The organism is Alkalihalobacillus sp. AL-G, assembly GCF_030643805.1.
Classification (GTDB): Bacteria; Bacillota; Bacilli; order Bacillales; family Fictibacillaceae; genus Pseudalkalibacillus.
The window spans coordinates 4,119,318-4,136,854 of record NZ_CP094656.1 but is presented as its reverse complement, the minus strand read 5'-3'; the positions used below and the strand labels follow the sequence as shown (position 1 = coordinate 4,136,854).

12 protein-coding genes and 3 tRNA genes are annotated in these 17,537 nt (G+C 42.3%); all 15 read left to right on the top strand.

Going from position 1 to position 17,537, the window contains the following annotated elements; all coding sequences use genetic code 11:
• The first annotated feature begins 376 nt into the window (after positions 1–376).
• The 15 genes from MOJ78_RS20735 to MOJ78_RS20665 all read left to right on the top strand — a co-directional run bounded on the left by MOJ78_RS20735 (position 377) and on the right by MOJ78_RS20665 (position 17,511).
• Positions 377–1,306 carry a YybS family protein gene (locus MOJ78_RS20735; protein ID WP_304979215.1) on the top strand — a complete coding sequence of 310 codons (930 nt, stop codon included), beginning with the start codon at positions 377–379 and terminating at the stop codon, positions 1,304–1,306.
• 176 nt (positions 1,307–1,482) lie between these two features.
• Positions 1,483–3,459, top strand: coding sequence for a DHH family phosphoesterase (locus MOJ78_RS20730; RefSeq protein ID WP_304979214.1), 1,977 nt, complete (start codon positions 1,483–1,485; stop codon positions 3,457–3,459).
• Entirely contained in the window at positions 3,456–3,902 is a 447-nt protein-coding gene (rplI, locus tag MOJ78_RS20725) for a 50S ribosomal protein L9 (RefSeq protein WP_304979213.1), read from the top strand. The genes MOJ78_RS20730 and rplI overlap by 4 nt, the downstream gene beginning before the upstream one ends.
• A gap of 24 nt (positions 3,903–3,926) precedes the next feature.
• Positions 3,927–5,291, top strand: coding sequence for a replicative DNA helicase (dnaB, locus tag MOJ78_RS20720; RefSeq protein WP_304979212.1), 1,365 nt, complete (start codon positions 3,927–3,929; stop codon positions 5,289–5,291).
• Between the two features lie 342 nt (positions 5,292–5,633).
• The gene (locus MOJ78_RS20715; RefSeq protein ID WP_304979211.1) at positions 5,634–6,920 is read left to right on the top strand and encodes an adenylosuccinate synthase; all 1,287 of its coding nucleotides are present in this window, start codon (positions 5,634–5,636) and stop codon (positions 6,918–6,920) included.
• 828 nt (positions 6,921–7,748) lie between these two features.
• Positions 7,749–7,824: transfer RNA gene (locus MOJ78_RS20710), tRNA-Lys, on the top strand.
• 14 nt (positions 7,825–7,838) lie between these two features.
• Positions 7,839–7,914 (top strand) — tRNA-Asp (locus MOJ78_RS20705).
• A 185-nt stretch (positions 7,915–8,099) separates the two neighbouring features.
• Positions 8,100–8,175 (top strand) — tRNA-Phe (locus MOJ78_RS20700).
• 350 nt (positions 8,176–8,525) lie between these two features.
• Positions 8,526–10,022 (top strand): peptidoglycan DD-metalloendopeptidase family protein, encoded by a 1,497-nt coding sequence (locus MOJ78_RS20695; RefSeq protein WP_304979210.1) that lies wholly within the window; start codon positions 8,526–8,528, stop codon positions 10,020–10,022.
• 268 nt (positions 10,023–10,290) lie between these two features.
• Entirely contained in the window at positions 10,291–10,998 is a 708-nt protein-coding gene (yycF, locus tag MOJ78_RS20690) for a response regulator YycF (RefSeq protein ID WP_304979209.1), read from the top strand.
• Between the two features lie 6 nt (positions 10,999–11,004).
• Positions 11,005–12,840: a cell wall metabolism sensor histidine kinase WalK gene (gene walK / locus MOJ78_RS20685; protein ID WP_304979208.1), complete on the top strand. Its 1,836-nt coding sequence runs from the start codon at positions 11,005–11,007 to the stop codon at positions 12,838–12,840.
• Positions 12,837–14,201, top strand: coding sequence for a YycH family regulatory protein (locus MOJ78_RS20680; RefSeq protein ID WP_304979207.1), 1,365 nt, complete (start codon positions 12,837–12,839; stop codon positions 14,199–14,201). The genes walK and MOJ78_RS20680 overlap by 4 nt, the downstream gene beginning before the upstream one ends.
• A gap of 4 nt (positions 14,202–14,205) precedes the next feature.
• Entirely contained in the window at positions 14,206–15,030 is an 825-nt protein-coding gene (locus tag MOJ78_RS20675; protein WP_304979206.1) for a two-component system regulatory protein YycI, read from the top strand.
• The gene (locus MOJ78_RS20670; protein ID WP_304979205.1) at positions 15,031–15,819 is read left to right on the top strand and encodes an MBL fold metallo-hydrolase; all 789 of its coding nucleotides are present in this window, start codon (positions 15,031–15,033) and stop codon (positions 15,817–15,819) included.
• 486 nt (positions 15,820–16,305) lie between these two features.
• Positions 16,306–17,511 carry a S1C family serine protease gene (locus MOJ78_RS20665; RefSeq protein WP_304979204.1) on the top strand — a complete coding sequence of 402 codons (1,206 nt, stop codon included), beginning with the start codon at positions 16,306–16,308 and terminating at the stop codon, positions 17,509–17,511.
• Positions 17,512–17,537 lie beyond the last annotated feature (26 nt).

The window sequence follows — 17,537 nt, the reverse complement described above, 5'->3', positions numbered from 1 at the left end:
TAAAAATGTGTCAATGCCTTCAATCACTTGTCCAACCAATATGGTACGCCGTTCATACTATAGTAGTGTGAGAGAGCTTGTCAGTCCAAAAAGGGTACTCTGATTCTCCTTTCCTTTAGATCATCCGTATTTTCCCGAAAAACCCAGTGCGGAACATCCCTTTATCGCTTGACACACTTGATAACGGTTTGGACTGATGACATCTCACAACTAAATTCAGACACCTTGATTGAGTGAAACAGCGTATACTAGGAATAGCATTGTATTATACATAAAGGACACAGATCATTTCACATTTGAATATGGCCAAGGAAACTCATACAATGGGAAGAGTAGATTGATATTGTGCATGGTAATGCACTGATGAGGTGACATCGTGAATCAAACAAGAGCATTAATAGAGGGTGCGATCATGGCATCCGTTTACGCCGTATTATTTCTAATTACCCTATACATACCACTACTTTCGATAGTAAGCACTTTTTTCTTGTCTATTCCGTTTACGCTATATACAATTCGGAATGGTTTGAAAAAGAGTTATTTGTTAGTAGCTGTTGCCATCGTCCTTTCGGTTCTACTTGGTAGTATCGCGACGATTTTCATACCGATTTTATACGGAGCGGTTGGCGTAGTGTTAGGCTACCTTATTAAAAAGAAGAAATCAGCGTTCGCCTTATTATTAGGCGCCACGTTAGCCTATATTTCAAACTTATTGCTTACTTACATAATCAGCATCATGTTACTAGATGTAAATATTGTAGATGGAGTATTGAAACAAATTAATGAGTTGATTTCAAACACTGAACGTATTGGGAAGACTTTCGGTACGGATGTCAGCGAGGCAATCGATCAGCTTCAGAATTTATTAGAGGTGATTACCTATATCATTCCAGCCTTAATCGTATTGGTTGCGGTCTTTTCCGCCTTCATCTCGATTTTCGTTACGAATCTGATTTTAAAACGATTCAAAATCGAAGTGCCGGACTGGAGGCCGTTTCGCGAGTGGTCGTTCCCGAAGAGTATCATCTGGTACTACCTTGCGACAATGCTAATCATGTTTACGGATCCTGAGCAAGGGTCTGGCCTTTACATCGCGACGGTGAATCTATACATGATTTTAGAAACGGTTATGGTAATTCAAGGATTCAGTTTTATCTATTTCTATTTTTGGGTAAAGAAAAAGGGCAAAACGATACCGGTACTTGTTACCATTGGTGCATTTTTGGTCCCAATAGGATTTTATGTTGTGCGGATCTTAGGTATAATTGATATAGGGTTTGATTTAAAGAAGCGTATTAAAGCTTAAACATATGTTCAAAAGTATCCAAATGATAAACGGCGAACTTCTTCGTTACTCGGTTTTTCCGGTCCTCACGTATTAAATTATACGTTCTGGTCCTCAAAACTGTCGTGCCTCGAACTTCTTGTTTCTGATTCGTCTACATTTTTGAACATGCACTTAAAACGTAGGAGATGACCGTAATGCCGAAATTTTTCGAAAAAAGGTGGCAGGAATTACATATTATCCTTCTACTTGTTATTTTAGCCGCGTTTGTAGGCATAATTACAGTTTACAATTGGATCATCGGGGTTGCTGCGTTTCTAGTGCTTGGAGCAATCGTTTATTTTGCATTGGTTAAAGAACTGGAATTCCGGTCTCAAATAGAAGATTACATCACTACCCTTTCTCACCGTGTCAAAAAAGTTGGTGAAGAGGCGCTTATGGAGATGCCAATCGGGATCATTCTGTACGATGAACAATACAAAATCGAATGGACCAACCCGTATTTGACGACGATCATTGAACAGGAGTCGTTTATCGGCAATTCTTTGAATCTTATTTCAGAAGAGCTTGTGCCACTGATCCAAGGGGAAGAAAAAGAAGAAATCATTAAAGTGAACAAGCGAAAATATAGGGTTTATTTAAAAAGAGAAGAGCGATTGTTGTACTTTACAGATGTTACCGAGCAGGTTGAAGTTGAGCGGCTTTATGATGAAGAACAATCGGTTGTTGGTCTGATCTTTCTTGACAATTATGATGAAGTCACTCAGGGAATGAACGATCAAGTCCGAAGTAACATCAACAGCAAGGTAACATCCATACTCAATAAATGGGCGACCGATTACGGGATCTTTTTAAAAAGGACATCATCAGAACGTTTTGTGGCAGTCATGAACCAACGGATTTTATCTGACCTTGAAAAAACAAAGTTCGCGTTGCTCGATGAAGTTCGAGACCTGACATCCAAGCAAAACATGCCGTTAACATTGAGTATTGGTCTTGGGACCGGCTCATCCAATCTTCCTGAGCTTGGACAGCTTGCCCAGTCAAGTCTTGATCTTGCACTAGGTCGTGGTGGGGATCAGGTAGCCATTAAACAGACAAATGGTAAAGTTCGTTTCTATGGTGGCAAAACGAATCCGATGGAAAAACGTACCCGGGTTCGTGCAAGAGTTATTTCTCATGCGTTAACCGAGCTAGTTGCTGACAGTGATCAGGTAATCGTAATGGGTCATAAGAACCCCGATATGGATGCTATTGGAGCTTGTATTGGTATTTTAAAAGTTGCAAGCATTAACGAAAAGCATGGTAGCATTGTCCTTGACCCGGATGATACGGACATCGGGATCCAGCGCTTGCTCGAGGAAATACGGGAACAAGAAGAACTATGGGAGCATTTCATCACACCAGAGGAGGCATTAGAGCGAGCAACCCCGAATACGTTGCTCGTTGTCGTCGATACCCACAAGCCGTCACTAACCATTGAAGAGCGGTTATTATATAAGCTTGATAAAGTGATCGTCATCGATCACCATCGACGTGGAGAAGAGTTTATCGATGATCCGGTGCTCGTCTACATGGAACCATACGCCTCATCAACGGCAGAGCTTGTAACCGAGCTGTTGGAATATCAGCCGAAGTTGCGGAAGATGGAAATCCTCGAAGCGACAGCACTTCTCGCTGGAATCATCGTTGATACGAAGAGCTTTACGCTACGAACAGGATCAAGAACGTTCGATGCGGCGTCCTATTTACGATCGCATGGAGCCGATACGATCCTCGTCCAGAAGTTTTTGAAGGAGGACATCGATCGTTACGTGAAGCGTTCCCGTTTAATCGAAAACTCAGTGATTTATAAGGGTGGTATTGCTGTTGCTCGAGGTGATGAAGATGAAGAATTCGGCCAGGTGCTGATCGCTCAAGCTGCAGACACCCTGCTATCAATGTCCGGTGTACGGGCTTCGTTTGTCATTTCGAAGCGTATCGATGAAAAAATAAGCATTAGTGCGAGGTCCCTCGGTGATGTGAATGTGCAATTGATCATGGAAAAACTCGATGGCGGTGGTCATTTGACTAATGCGGCTGCCCAGTTAGAAAATGTTACGATTGAAGAAGCAGAAGAACGCTTGAAACATATATTAGCTGATTATTTTGAAGAGGGAGATGAGGAAGAATGAAGGTAATCTTTATGCAAGACGTGAAGGGTAAAGGGAAAAAGGGCGAAGTAAAGAACGTATCAGAAGGATATGCACGCAATTACCTGCTCCCAAACAGCTTGGCGAAGGAAGCGACGAAGGGGAACATGAAGGTCCTTGAGCAAAAGAAAAAGAGCAAGGAAAAACAGGCTGAGGAAGAACACCAGCAAGCTGTAGAACTTAAGAATGAACTAGAACAGCTTACAGTTGAGTTCACCACAAAAGCAGGAGAAGGCGGCCGTCTGTTCGGATCGATAACAAGTAAGCAAATCGCTGAAGAGCTTAAGAAGAAAAAATACAAAGTGGACAAGCGGAAAATTGAATTGTCCGACCCGATTCGAAGCCTCGGATACACGAACGTACCGATTAAACTTCATCCTGAAGTGACCGCAACGATCAAAGTACAAGTGAAAGAACAAAAATAATCGAATGGAACAGGAGGAAGCATTATGAGTGATCTTTTTTCAGATCGAACCCCTCCTCATAATATCGAAGCTGAACAGGCCGTGATCGGGGCAGTCTTTTTGGAGCCTGAAGCATTAACGTCAGCAACAGAGCTTTTGATGCCAGAGGATTTCTATCGAGCAGCCCATCAGCGGATTTTCACAGTAATGGTAGACCTTTCAGAAAAAGGAGAACCGATTGACCTTGTCACTGTTACATCGGAATTACAGGATCGAAGGCTTCTAGAGGAAGTCGGCGGTGTCTCCTATTTAAGTGATCTCGCGAATTCGGTACCGACTGCTGCCAATATCGAATATTACGGTCAAATCGTTGAAGAGAAATCTCTACTAAGACGGTTGATACGAACTGCGACTGATATTGCAGCCAACGGATATTCGCGCGAGGATGAAGTTGATGAAATCCTGAACGAAGCGGAAAAGAATATCCTTGAAGTGGCGCAACGAAAGAACACGGGTGCGTTTATTTCGATCAAGGATGTTTTGGTACAGGCATACGATAACATCGAGATGCTCCAAAACAGCAAAGGGGATATTACAGGGATTCCGACCGGATTCGCAGAACTTGACCGGATGACAGCAGGATTCCAGCGAAACGACTTGATTATCGTAGCTGCACGTCCTTCTGTAGGTAAAACAGCGTTTGCTTTGAATATCGCTCAAAACGTTGCGACGAAGACCGATGAAAATGTAGCGATCTTCAGCTTGGAGATGGGTGCAGAACAGCTGGTCATGCGTATGCTTTGTGCGGAGGGGAACATTGATGCACAGCGGCTTCGGACCGGTCATTTACAAAGCGAAGACTGGCAGAAGCTTACGATGGCAATGGGAAGTCTTTCGAACGCAGGGATTTATATTGATGATACACCCGGTATCCGTGTCAGCGAAATCCGTGCAAAGTGCCGTCGCTTAAAGCAGGAAAAAGGACTCGGTATGATCTTGATCGACTATATGCAGCTCATTCGTGGCAGCGGAAAGTCCGGAGAAAACCGACAGCAGGAGGTTTCCGAAATTTCACGTTCATTGAAGGCACTTGCTCGTGAGCTTGAGGTTCCGGTCATTTCATTATCGCAGCTATCCCGTGGCGTTGAATCACGTCAGGATAAGCGACCGATGATGTCTGATATTCGTGAATCAGGAAGTATCGAGCAGGACGCCGATATCGTTGCTTTCCTATACCGTGACGATTACTACGATAAGGAAAGTGAGAGTAAAAACATTATTGAAATCATTATCGCAAAACAACGTAACGGTCCTGTCGGTACTGTCGAACTGGCCTTTGTAAAAGAATACAATAAATTCGTCAACCTGGAACGGCGACATGAAGAAAGGGAAATGCCACCAGGTGCGTAAAGGAACGCTTCTTGGGGCGTTCCTATTTTTTGTTTCCCGTTAAGAAAGTATAAAAAATACTTTCTATAGTATAAGTGCAGCTATGGCAAGTTTTCTTTAATATTGTAGGCGTTGAAAAGAAATTGATCTCAATTGCTTGAATCATCACGATGAAGGTTTGCTCATACTAAGATTGTTTCTGTCTACTTTGCAATAAATACAAAACCACGAACATATTGTAACATTATTTTAATAATGTTCGGATTTCATTGACTTTTTACGCCTGAATTGATACACTTAGCATGGTTTTTAGAACAATAGACGAATACTACTGATACATAAACGTGGAGGTGTACGTTAAAAATGAGTTCTGTTGTTGTAGTTGGTACCCAATGGGGAGACGAAGGAAAAGGAAAGATTACAGACTATTTATCTGAAGATGCTGAAGTGATTGCACGCTATCAGGGCGGGAATAACGCCGGCCATACGATTGTTTTTAACGGTAAAAAGTATAAATTGCATTTGATTCCATCAGGTATTTTTTATGGTGACAAGACGTGCGTAATTGGAAACGGAATGGTTATTGATCCGAAGGCGCTTGTGGAGGAATTGAAATACCTTCATGATCAAGGAGTCAGCACAGACAATCTCCGTATTTCAAACCGTGCCCATGTTATCCTGCCTTACCATCTGAAACTGGATATTTTAGAAGAAGAAAGTAAGGGTGCGAATAAAATCGGTACGACCAAAAAGGGAATTGGCCCAGCATATATGGACAAAGCTGCCCGTATCGGAATTCGTATCGCAGATCTGCTAGATAAAGAAGAGTTTGAACAAAAACTTACTCAAAACCTTCGTGAGAAAAATCGCCTACTTGAAAAGGTGTATGAAGTTGAAGGATTTAAAATTGAAGATATTTTGGATGAATATTACGAATACGGGCAACAGGTTGCTTCATATGTTACAGATACTTCCGTGACACTGAACGATGCACTTGATAATGGCAGACGTGTATTATTCGAAGGAGCCCAAGGTGTCATGCTTGATATTGACCAAGGGACCTACCCGTTCGTTACATCTTCTAACCCAATTGCGGGTGGTGTCACAATCGGATCAGGTGTCGGACCGTCAAAGATCCAGCACGTTGTCGGAGTTTCAAAAGCGTACACAACTCGTGTAGGAGACGGGCCATTTCCGACTGAGCTTCATAATGAAGTCGGTGATCAGATCCGTGAAGTCGGTCGTGAGTACGGTACGACTACAGGACGTCCTCGCCGCGTTGGCTGGTTTGACAGTGTCGTTGTCCGCCATGCACGTCGTGTGAGCGGCATTACAGACCTTTCACTTAACTCGATCGATGTTCTAACTGGGATCGAAACATTGAAGATTTGTACTGCCTATCAATATAAAGGCGAAATTATGGAAGAATTTCCTGCGAGCTTGAAGGTACTTGCACAATGTGAACCGATATATGAAGAGCTTCCGGGATGGACAGAGGATATTACTGGGGTTCGTTCATTAGGTGAACTCCCGGAAAATGCCCGTCATTATATAGAGCGGATTTCCCAACTTACAGGGATTCCACTATCGATCTTTTCGGTTGGGCCAGATCGAAAGCAAACAAATATGGTCCGTGGTGTATTTGCATAACTTTTCTCAGGGGCAGACTCCCAGGTGGAGTCGCCCTTTTTATATTCATGTATCTATGAGCAGATGGTTTGTTTGTATACTCATTACACCTAATAGTTGAAAAAAGAGGTCAAATGTTGAATTAACGAAACGGGCACCAATTCTTTGCCTGGTGATGGAACTTTTTGGGCCCTTTATACTATGCGTGGTCGATATATTGGGTTTCGTGGTTGATATATTTCAATTCGTGGTCGATAAATTTGGTTCTGTGGTTGATATAATTCGATTTGTGGTCGATATAATTTGATTCGGGCTTGAAATATTGCATTCAGTGACTTAATTAACGTCTAGAGAGGGGGTGTACAAGGTGAAAATCATCTTATTTCGTGCAAAAGTTAGGTTTTTCCTCTGAAATTGCTCTCAACAGGTGAATTTATAGTGAGAAAAACGTTCAAACTCATCCAGTTAGTCTTTGTTTCCATAGTTTAAGCTGAGAATATTTAATTTTATTATTTAAAATAGTCTTTCTTAAAAAAACAATAGATTTACCGTTGTATTTGGATAAGTTCCGTGATATTATTTATTTTGTCGGTCAAAACGGCCTACATAAAGGTGAGTAATCATCACAATAGCAAGAGCCATTAGCTATGAACATTACACCTTGAATAAACTGTGAATTGTCCTGACACAGTTAGCTTCGAAGAATGACTAGAAGAGGAAGGGACACAGTTGGTAGAGCAACGAACGATTCAACATGAATAAGCTGTGAGTTGTCCCGACGCAGCTTGCTACGATAGCATAAGCTTGTAGAGAAAGGGACATAAAGGTGAGTAATCATCATAATAGCAAGAGCCATTAGCTCAGTTGGTAGAGCATCTGACTTTTAATCAGAGGGTCGAAGGTTCGAGTCCTTCATGGCTCACCATTTTTCAAGGCCCTGGACCCGTGGTGTAGGGGTTAACATGCCTGCCTGTCACGCAGGAGATCGCCGGTTCAAATCCGGTCGGGTCCGCCATTTAATTAAATAGAGTAATATATACGAGAGTTTCATTATGAAAATTTAAAAATGGCTCGATAGCTCAGTCACGAGCGGCTCATCTTTGAATATGCAACGAGTTGTCCCGACGCAGCACACTGCGTAAGTATTTACTTGTAGAGAAAGGGACAGGGCAACCGACGGACTGTCCATAACTTAAAAATGGCTCGATAGCTCAGTCGGTAGAGCAGAGGACTGAAAATCCTCGTGTCGGCGGTTCGATTCCGTCTCGAGCCACCATTTCTTTTCCAATGATTTAAAGCATGGACTATCATGCTTTTTTATTTTGCCTCAGCCATTCATCAACGTATAAGTTCCTATCAATTCAGAAACTTCTTTTCACAAAACAAACCAAGTATATTTCATTTATAATCTAGCTCCCAAAATAATGCAAATCCGTTCCATATATTACCTTCAATTCTACAAATACGGCATTGGTTTTACAGTAACAATACAGTTGTGTTACAAAGTGATGTAATATATTGTCGGACTTTTTGGGTATATGGTATGGTTTAAAGCGGTGACAGATATATAGATAAAAAGTCATAAATGAAGAATAGATAAAAAAAGTTACATATTAGGAGGTACGAATGGTTTTGGGGAAGGGGATACGTAAGCACCAGAAACTGATGCAGTTGAAGGTGCGTAAGATCACATTATTAACTACATTGCTCATTGCACTTAGTTTATTCGGACTCAACACGAGTGCACTTGCTTCAGATGATAGGTTTGCACTGATCAAGACCGTCTATCACGTGTACGTTGACGGGGAAGATCTCGGCATCATTCACGACCAAAAAATCGTGGAACAAATGAAAGCCGAAATTCTTAAAGATGCGGAAGATCGTTTCAAGGATGTACACCTGACGATCAATGAGGAAATCGAGTACGTTCCTGAAAGAATTTTCCGTCCTGAAATTGATCCGCAAGAAATGAGGAATAAGCTTTCGGACAAGCTCACGGTCGGTGTACAGGCTGTGAAAATTTCAGTCGATGGCGAAACGCTCGGTTTTTTTAAGAGTAAAGAAGAGGCTGAAGAGGTACTTCGTAAACTCAAGCTTGAATATGTTGATGAAAAAACGCTCGCTCGCCTAGAATCGAAAGAAGAGAACGGGAAGCAAAACACTGAAGAAACTGTTAAAGCTGATAAAAAAGATAAAGAAAACTCAGTCGATCAAGAGAAAGTGTTGGATGTTTCCTTTAGCGAACCTGTGGAAGTCGAACTAGTAAATTCAACACCCGATGACTTAATGACTGTAAAAGATGCGATTTCCCTTTTTAAAAAAGGAACGCTAGAGGAGAAGAAGCATGAAATTAAAAGCGGGGAAACGCTTGGTGAAATCTCCAAAAAGTACAACCTGAGTCTTGAAGAGCTATACGAGCTGAACCCTAAATTGAAGAACAATGACATCATTAAGCCAGGACAAATGCTGATCGTAACGGCATATGAGCCTGTCGCAAAGGTTATTGTGAAAGAAAAAGTTAAACGCGAAGAAACGATAGACTACAAGATAGAAGTAAAAGAAGATAGCTCAATGCCTAAAGGTGAAACCGAAATCGAGCAAAATGGTAAGGAAGGTAAGAAAGAAGTCTTTTATGCGCTGACGAAAGTAAACGGCGAAGTAACCGAAGAGAAGGTATTATCGGAAAAGGTTCTTTCGAAGCCTATCACAGAAATCACGATTAAAGGGACCAAAATCATTCCAAACCGCGGAACAGGCTCATTCAGACGACCTATAAGTGGCGGCATTATTACTAGTAGAATGGGACCGCGTTGGGGAAGTTACCATAAAGGCGTTGACTTCTCTGGTGGCAGTCGCTCGATCTTAGCCGCAGATAACGGTACAATCGTTTCTGCTGGTTGGGACGATGGCGGATACGGAAACCGGATTGTCATTAATCATAATAACGGATTCAGGACTACGTATTCTCACCTTTCATCGATCAGCGTATCATCGGGTCAAACCGTTCAACGCGGACAAACGATCGGTGTAATGGGATCAACAGGTCATTCGACCGGTGTACACTTGCATTTCGAAATGTATAAAAACGGAAGTCTAGTAAATCCGCTCAATTACACCAATTAATACGCAAAATAAATCCCCGCTGGCACGCTTGTACTGTCAGTGGGGATTGCTTATTTCTACACGGTTGTTACCAGTCATAAAACGTTATGAAACCTAGCTATTTCGGATGTTAACGAAGCTATTTCTTCATATTTAAGACTAAATTTCCTCATCTGGCTTGAGTGTGGTAAAATAAGTGAAAACTATGAAAAAGATGCGAATACGGTTTATGTAGCAACGTGCTCAAATAAGAATTGGTTAGAACTTTTTCAAAAAGGAGACCAGCTTAATGGAGAAAAAAATCTTAGTCGTTGATGATGAAAAACCAATTGCAGATATCTTACAATTTAATTTAGAAAAAGAGGGCTATCAGGTCATTTGTGCGTATGACGGAGCAGCCGCAATCGAGAAGGCTGAAGAAGAACAGCCAGACATGATTCTGCTTGACATCATGCTACCGCAAAAGGATGGGATGGAAGTATGTCGTGAACTCCGGAAAAAATACGACATGCCGATCATCATGTTGACTGCAAAAGATTCTGAAATAGATAAAGTACTTGGGCTTGAACTCGGTGCTGATGATTATGTAACAAAGCCGTTCAGTACGCGTGAACTAATTGCGCGTGTGAAGGCGAACATGAGACGCCACCAGAATGAAGGGGAAAAAGACAGTCTTGATGGTACGAGTGAGATTAAGATCGGCTCACTTACGATCCATCCGGAGGCATACCTTGTCACAAAGCGCGGTGAAACGATTGAACTGACACACCGTGAGTTTGAGCTGCTCCATTATCTAGGAAAGCACATTGGACAAGTCATGACCCGTGAGCACTTGCTGCAAACGGTTTGGGGCTACGATTATTTTGGTGATGTACGAACAGTTGACGTGACTGTAAGACGTCTACGTGAAAAAGTAGAGGATAACCCAAGCCATCCTACATGGATTATTACACGTCGTGGAGTGGGGTATTACCTGAGAAATCCAGATCAGGAGTAATTTCAAATGAAAATTGTAAGCTTCTTTCGTTCGATCCATTTTAAGTTTGTATTAGTTTATATATTACTTATTCTTATCGCCATGCAGGTCATTGGCGTTCTTTTTATGGAGGAGCAAGAAGAGCTCCTGGAGAGGAACTTCACGGAAAGCATTGATGAGAGGGCGGAACTCATTGAAAACACGCTTGAGGAAGAACTTCTATCCGAAAATGATAAAGAGGGAACTTCAAGACAGAACATCATTAACTTAATTGAAGACTTTTCATTCTCCGGAACCGGAAATGATGAAATATGGGTCGTGAATCGAGATCAGCAAATTATTGCTGCAAATGATGAAGATTTGATCGATACAAGGATGACTCAGCAAATTGGGCAAATTGTTGCTCAAGCAATCCTAACAGGTGTGACTAGTCAAGACATTTGGTTAAAAGAAGACGATGATCAATCCATAAGGACGTACGTAATTGCAAAACCGATAAGGAAGGGGCAAGAAGGTCAAACTCTTGGTGCCCTTTATATTGAAGCACCAATCGAGGAAATCTACACAATGTCCCAAAAACTCAACGGAATTCTTGCGAATGCGACAATTATTGCCCTGGCAATATCGGCATTTTTAGGGGTGATTCTCGCTAGAACCATTACACGTCCATTGGCTGACATGCAAAAGCAAGCACAGGTTATGGCAAGAGGAGACTTTTCACGGAAGGTTCGAGTTTATGATAAAGATGAAATTGGTCAGCTTGCAGTCTCTTTTAACGACTTAACCAAAAAGCTACAGGATGCCAATGCAATTACCGAGAGTGAACGTACGAAGTTACGATCGGTCCTTTCTTATATGACCGATGGCGTTATTGCTACCGATCGCGATGGCTATATCATTCTTATGAACGATCGGGCAGAGGAAATGCTCTCATATTCGAGACATGAAACGATGGGGCGATATTTACCAGAGGTTCTTGGGATCGAAGAACTTCTTTCGATTGAGAAACTCGAGCAAGCTCCAGATTCGATGCTGCTCGATTACAGTTCAAAAGAAGTGCCATTTCTCTTACGGGCAAGCTTTTCTGTAATTCAAAAAGACGATGGTCCAGTCAATGGTATTATCACGGTGCTTCATGATGTAACTGAACAGGAACAAATCGAAAGTGATCGACGAGAGTTTGTATTCAATGTATCCCATGAGCTTAGGACACCGCTTACCACAATGAGAAGTTATTTAGAAGCATTAGAGGAGGGTGCATGGAAGGACGAAGAGCTTGCTCCTCGCTTTCTCCATGTCACACAGGGTGAAACAGAGCGGATGATTCGACTCGTGACAGATTTATTACAGCTTTCGAAAATGGACAACAAGGATTACACGCTTGAGTTCACTAAAACTGATTTTACCCAATTGATGCATCAAGTCATCGATCGATTTGAAATGTCTAAGAAAGAGAATATCCAGTTTGAAAAACATATTTCAAAAGAGTCGTTACCAGTCTGGGTTGATCGGGACAAAATCATCCAAGTGCTCGATAACATTATTTCAAATGCGCTGAAATATTCACCAGATGGGGGAACTGTGACCTTTGTGCTAGAAAGAAGTGCGAATCATATTCATCTTAGTGTGAAGGACGAAGGGGTCGGAATACCGAAGAAGAACCTTTCAAAAATCTTCGAACGCTTTTATCGTGTAGATAAAGCACGCTCCCGTGAAATTGGTGGTACGGGACTTGGATTAGCAATCGCAAAGGAAGTCGTGCTGGCTCATAACGGAAGAATTTGGGCGGAAAGCAATAATAAAAAAGGGACGACAATTCATGTCAATCTTCCGACTCACCAGAGCAGGGAGGTAAAAGGATGAACTGGAACAAAATCAGAAGAAGTTTGGGCAGAGGATACGCATGGCTTTGGGGCCATATAGAGCCGATTAAATCAGTCCTCCTAACCTTTTTAATCCTATTCAGTATATTTTTAACGTGGCAATTATGGTCGTATACTCCAAATCTGCAGAAGCTTGACGAGGGGGAACCAATTGTCTCCAGCATTAATGGAGAAAAAAGAATGTTGAAAGATGTGATCCAGCCTAGTAAAGTCATTCTTCACCATAACGGAAATCATTACGGAACCCTGTCATTAACACTTCCGGATAATGTTAAAGGAATATACGAACGTTTACAATCCGATGCTTTTCTTGTTCCTGATAATAATGAAAATGAGGTAGAGGCTAGTCCGGAATGGTTTGAAATTATCTATCCAACCCCAATCCCGATGCCTGTACTACAAGATATCTTTATATTTTCAGGTAAAAATCCATTTTCAGCCGATTTAGGTACAGTAAAGAAGATTGTTATATATAAGAAAGACAATGACTGGTTGGTCCGTTTTGAAAAGAGTAATGAGGGATACTACGATTTCCAAATTACCGAGACAAGTTCGTTTGCCAACGTTGTCGAGGATTATTTGAATTACCGTGTAGAACTGGAGTCTTTCCACATGGATGGGAATGACTTTTACTTACCGAAAAAACAGATTCTTGTCAAGGAATACAGATACCAGATCGACAAGTTTGATATAGACGATTATTTAAAATTCCTTCTACCAGGAGACACAGTCAAAATCGATAGTTTGGAAAACCGAGTCACATACTCTGATGGAAAGTCGATTGTCCATTATTACAAAAGACAAGATCGATTCGATTATAAGAGTCGTTCGAGCAAATCCAATCCTGATGATCTTATGAGTCAGCCGACCATCATAAAAGCGGTTGATTTTGTCAACAACCATAAAGGCTGGACAGATGATTTCCATCTTTATGAATATACGAACATCGAAAGTAAATACGAACGAAAAAGGAATGTTGTTGATTTGCAATTTCAATTGAGCCTGGAGGGAATTCCTGTCTTGGGCCATCCTATATCGAGCATAGAACTCGAGTACACGAATGATGAACTTTACAGGTATAAGCGTTCGCTCGTCGATTTGGCGTATGAAGTAGGGACCCATGAAGTGGAGTTGAAAAGCGGCGAACAGGTCATGCAAAGCCTTGAGCAGCTTCAGGAAACGAACGTGAAGGATATCATGTTCGGCTATTCTATCGAGTCCCCGGAGGATGGGATAACGAACGCGTCGATTACACTTGAGCCGAAGTGGTTTTACAAGGTCGGATCCACCTGGCTTAAGGTCGAGGACATCAAAGAACCGTTAAAAAACAAAGGGAGGTAAAGGAATGGACTGGAAAAACATCAAAACGATCTTTATCTTTACCTTCCTCATCTTGAATATTTACCTCGGTATCGAAGTGTTCGAAAAGATCAATCCGGACCTGCAAAAGCTCGCAGAGGAACAAATAACCGAAGACCGCCTCGATCATATCAAGTACAATAAAACGCTCCCGATCATCAAACAACCGCTTGCATCGATCAGCGGAAGCAGCAAAAAATTCACTGAAGAGGATAAAAAGGAATTCCTCAAAGAGAATTCGAATCAAAAAATCGACATAAAATCGGAAACGATCATCAATGCGACATTGGTCGAGCCTTATCCACTATCGCTTGAAAGCGAGGACGGCATAAAAGGACAGCTGGAAACCTTTTTAGGCAACTATATACCGATGAGTGATGACTTTCTATATTTGAAGCACGATGCAGGACGGAACCTCTACATATTCCAACAGAAGTACAGCGACGTCCCGATCCATTTCAATGAATACATCAATGAAGGGAACTTGACCGGACTGATTGAAATCTTGACGAACAAAGACGGGGATATTGCTAGCTATCGTCTCACCTATTTGGAAATTGAGGAGGAAGGGGAAAAAAGGAAGGTGATCCCAGCAAGGGACGCCCTTCTAGTACCGAAATTCCCCCCAGGCACGAACCTGAAAAATATCGAGCTCATCTATTTCACGCTCATCCCGAACGAAGAGCAGTTCCAGCTGAAGATGTTTGTACCGAGTTGGCGGATCGTCACCGCCAATCAAGAAATCATCGTTGATGCGACCGATTCGAGGATCATCAAAATCGAAACGACCGAAGAAAGTGAAGTGGAATAAGTGAAGTTTAGTGTACTTACAAGTGGAAGCACCGGGAATGCCTTTTATGTTGAAACCGAGAAAAAACGTCTGTTGGTCGATGTTGGTTTAAGCGGCAAGAAAATCGAGGCACTTTTTAAAAAGATCAACCGCAATCCCAAACAGCTCGACGGAATTCTCGTGACACATGAACACAGTGACCATATTAAAGGACTTGGAATTCTGTCACGCCGGTTTAAACTGCCGATTTATGCAAATGCCAAAACGTGGCTTGCTATGGAAAACCAGATTGGTAAAATCCCGACAGAATTGAAGTTTCATTTTGAATGTGAAACCGTCCAAGCCTTCGATGATCTTGAAGTGGAATCGTTCGGGGTGTCGCATGACGCTGCTTCCCCACAGTTTTATGTATTCCACCACCAGGGGAAAAAACTGACACTTGCGACTGACATGGGCTATGTGAGTGACCGGATTAAAGGAACCATTCGTGACTCGGACATGCTCATTTTCGAATCGAACCATGATATCGATATGCTGATGATGGGAAAATATCCATGGAGCATCAAGCGACGAATTCTTGGTGATCAAGGACACGTATCGAATGAGGATGCCGGTGAAGCACTCGCCGAGATTATAGGAGACCGAACACGCCGGGTATACCTCGCCCATCTCAGTAAGGATAACAATATGAAGGACCTTGCACGGATGTCTGTCCAGCAAACGTTGGAAAAACGGGGCTTTCAAGTAAGTGAATCATTTGGATTGTACGATACAGATGCTGAAGTGCCTACTGAACTGATTACGGTTTAGTAGGTTTTTTCTATTAGAGGATGTTCAAAAGGTCCGGAGGCTAACAAGACTACAAATTACATTACTTCTTGGCAGTTTTGTGCCGAGTAACCACAGGCACAGGATGTTAGTCAGTTCGACGTTATCACAGGACGTGATGGTCTTAGTTGAACTTCATTTTGAAGCTGTCGAATTTCTTCGTTCCAAGTAAGTAGTCTTCCTCGAGACTGTCGTGCCTCGGGCTCACAGGATGTGAGTTAGTTCAACGTTGTCACAGGACGTGACGTAGTTAGTTGAACTTCAGAAATCTCGGCTCTTTTGATCCTCCTTTTTGAACAGTTATTTTTTTGATCACCCCATAAAAACATGTCCGGTTTAGTATCCCAATCTAAGGGAAATATAGTAAGTGGTAGACAAATGTCAAAATTCACCCAAAATTGCACGGTAGACGATATTTTTTTCCTATAATGGGTATACCAAACGTAAGTGAAAGGGATGATGAGTTACATGGGTTACTACGATGACCATTACCGGAGCAAGGGACCGCAAAAAGGGAACCGAGCTCGTGGTTTAATTATGGGATTGACCGGATTGGTGCTTGGGGCATTGCTCGTTATTTTTGCAACCGATGTTGGATTGTTTTCCGGCGATCTGCAGCCTGATAGTAAGGAAGCAGCTAATGGTGATAATGGGGAAGTGACAACAACGGAGACTGTTAATGTCGTCGATGTCAACACCGCGATCACTGAAGCGGTAGCGAAAGCCCAGGATGCTGTCGTTGAGGTCGTGAATATTCAAAAATCAAGCTTATTTGAACAAGGGAACCAAGCAGGTGTCGGATCAGGCGTCATTTATAAAAAAGAGGGTGGATATGCATACGTTGTTACAAACCACCATGTTGTAGAAGGCGCTGCTCAGGTTGAGATCACCCTATCGAATGGAACGCAGCTGCAAGCAGACCTACTCGGATCAGACCCCATCATGGATTTAGCGGTTTTACGTGTAAAAGGTGATAAGATCAATGCTGTCGCAGAATTCGGAAGCTCAAGCAAACTGAAACCAGGAGAACCAGCAATTGCGATCGGAAATCCACTTGGGAACTTTCCAGGAACGGTTACAAAGGGAATTGTAAGTGCCGCTGACCGTACTGTCCCGATTGATCAAAATGGAGACGGCCGACCAGACTGGCAGGCAGAGGTTATCCAAACCGATGCAGCCATCAACCCTGGGAACAGCGGTGGTGCATTGATTAACATTAAAGGCCAAGTCATCGGAATCAACTCCATGAAAATCGCACAGCAAGCAGTTGAAGGAATCGGGTTTGCAATTCCAGCTGATATTGCTCGTCCTATTATCGCAGACCTTGAGGAATTTGGAGAAGTGAAGCGCCCTTATATGGGAGTTAAAATTCTTCCACTCGTACAGGTTTCTAATTATCACCGAGAGCAAACATTAAAAATACCAGATGATGTGAACAAAGGTGTCGTACTGTTTGAGGTGGATCCACTATCTCCAGCAGGAAAAGCGGGACTACAGGAGTTTGACGTTATCGTTGCTCTTGATGGTAAGGAAATTGCCTCACCAGCCGAATTACGAAAGCATCTTTATAAAGAAAAACAAATCGGCGATAAAATGGAAGTAACGATCTATCGTGAACAAGAAAAGAAAACCATCACCATGACACTAGGTGAAGCGAAAGGAACAGGGGAGTGATAGCCACTCTCCTTTTTTTGTTTTAT

Excerpts from the sequence above, each read along its gene's own strand:
- MOJ78_RS20730 (WP_304979214.1), top strand. The coding sequence starts at position 1,483 with ATGCCGAAATTTTTCGAAAAAAGGTGGCAGGAATTACATATTATCCTT.
- rplI (WP_304979213.1), top strand. The coding sequence starts at position 3,456 with ATGAAGGTAATCTTTATGCAAGACGTGAAGGGTAAAGGGAAAAAGGGC.
- dnaB (WP_304979212.1), top strand. The coding sequence starts at position 3,927 with ATGAGTGATCTTTTTTCAGATCGAACCCCTCCTCATAATATCGAAGCT.
- MOJ78_RS20715 (WP_304979211.1), top strand. The coding sequence starts at position 5,634 with ATGAGTTCTGTTGTTGTAGTTGGTACCCAATGGGGAGACGAAGGAAAA.
- MOJ78_RS20695 (WP_304979210.1), top strand. The coding sequence starts at position 8,526 with ATGGTTTTGGGGAAGGGGATACGTAAGCACCAGAAACTGATGCAGTTG.
- yycF (WP_304979209.1), top strand. The coding sequence starts at position 10,291 with ATGGAGAAAAAAATCTTAGTCGTTGATGATGAAAAACCAATTGCAGAT.
- walK (WP_304979208.1), top strand. The coding sequence starts at position 11,005 with ATGAAAATTGTAAGCTTCTTTCGTTCGATCCATTTTAAGTTTGTATTA.
- MOJ78_RS20680 (WP_304979207.1), top strand. The coding sequence starts at position 12,837 with ATGAACTGGAACAAAATCAGAAGAAGTTTGGGCAGAGGATACGCATGG.
- MOJ78_RS20675 (WP_304979206.1), top strand. The coding sequence starts at position 14,206 with ATGGACTGGAAAAACATCAAAACGATCTTTATCTTTACCTTCCTCATC.
- MOJ78_RS20665 (WP_304979204.1), top strand. The coding sequence starts at position 16,306 with ATGGGTTACTACGATGACCATTACCGGAGCAAGGGACCGCAAAAAGGG.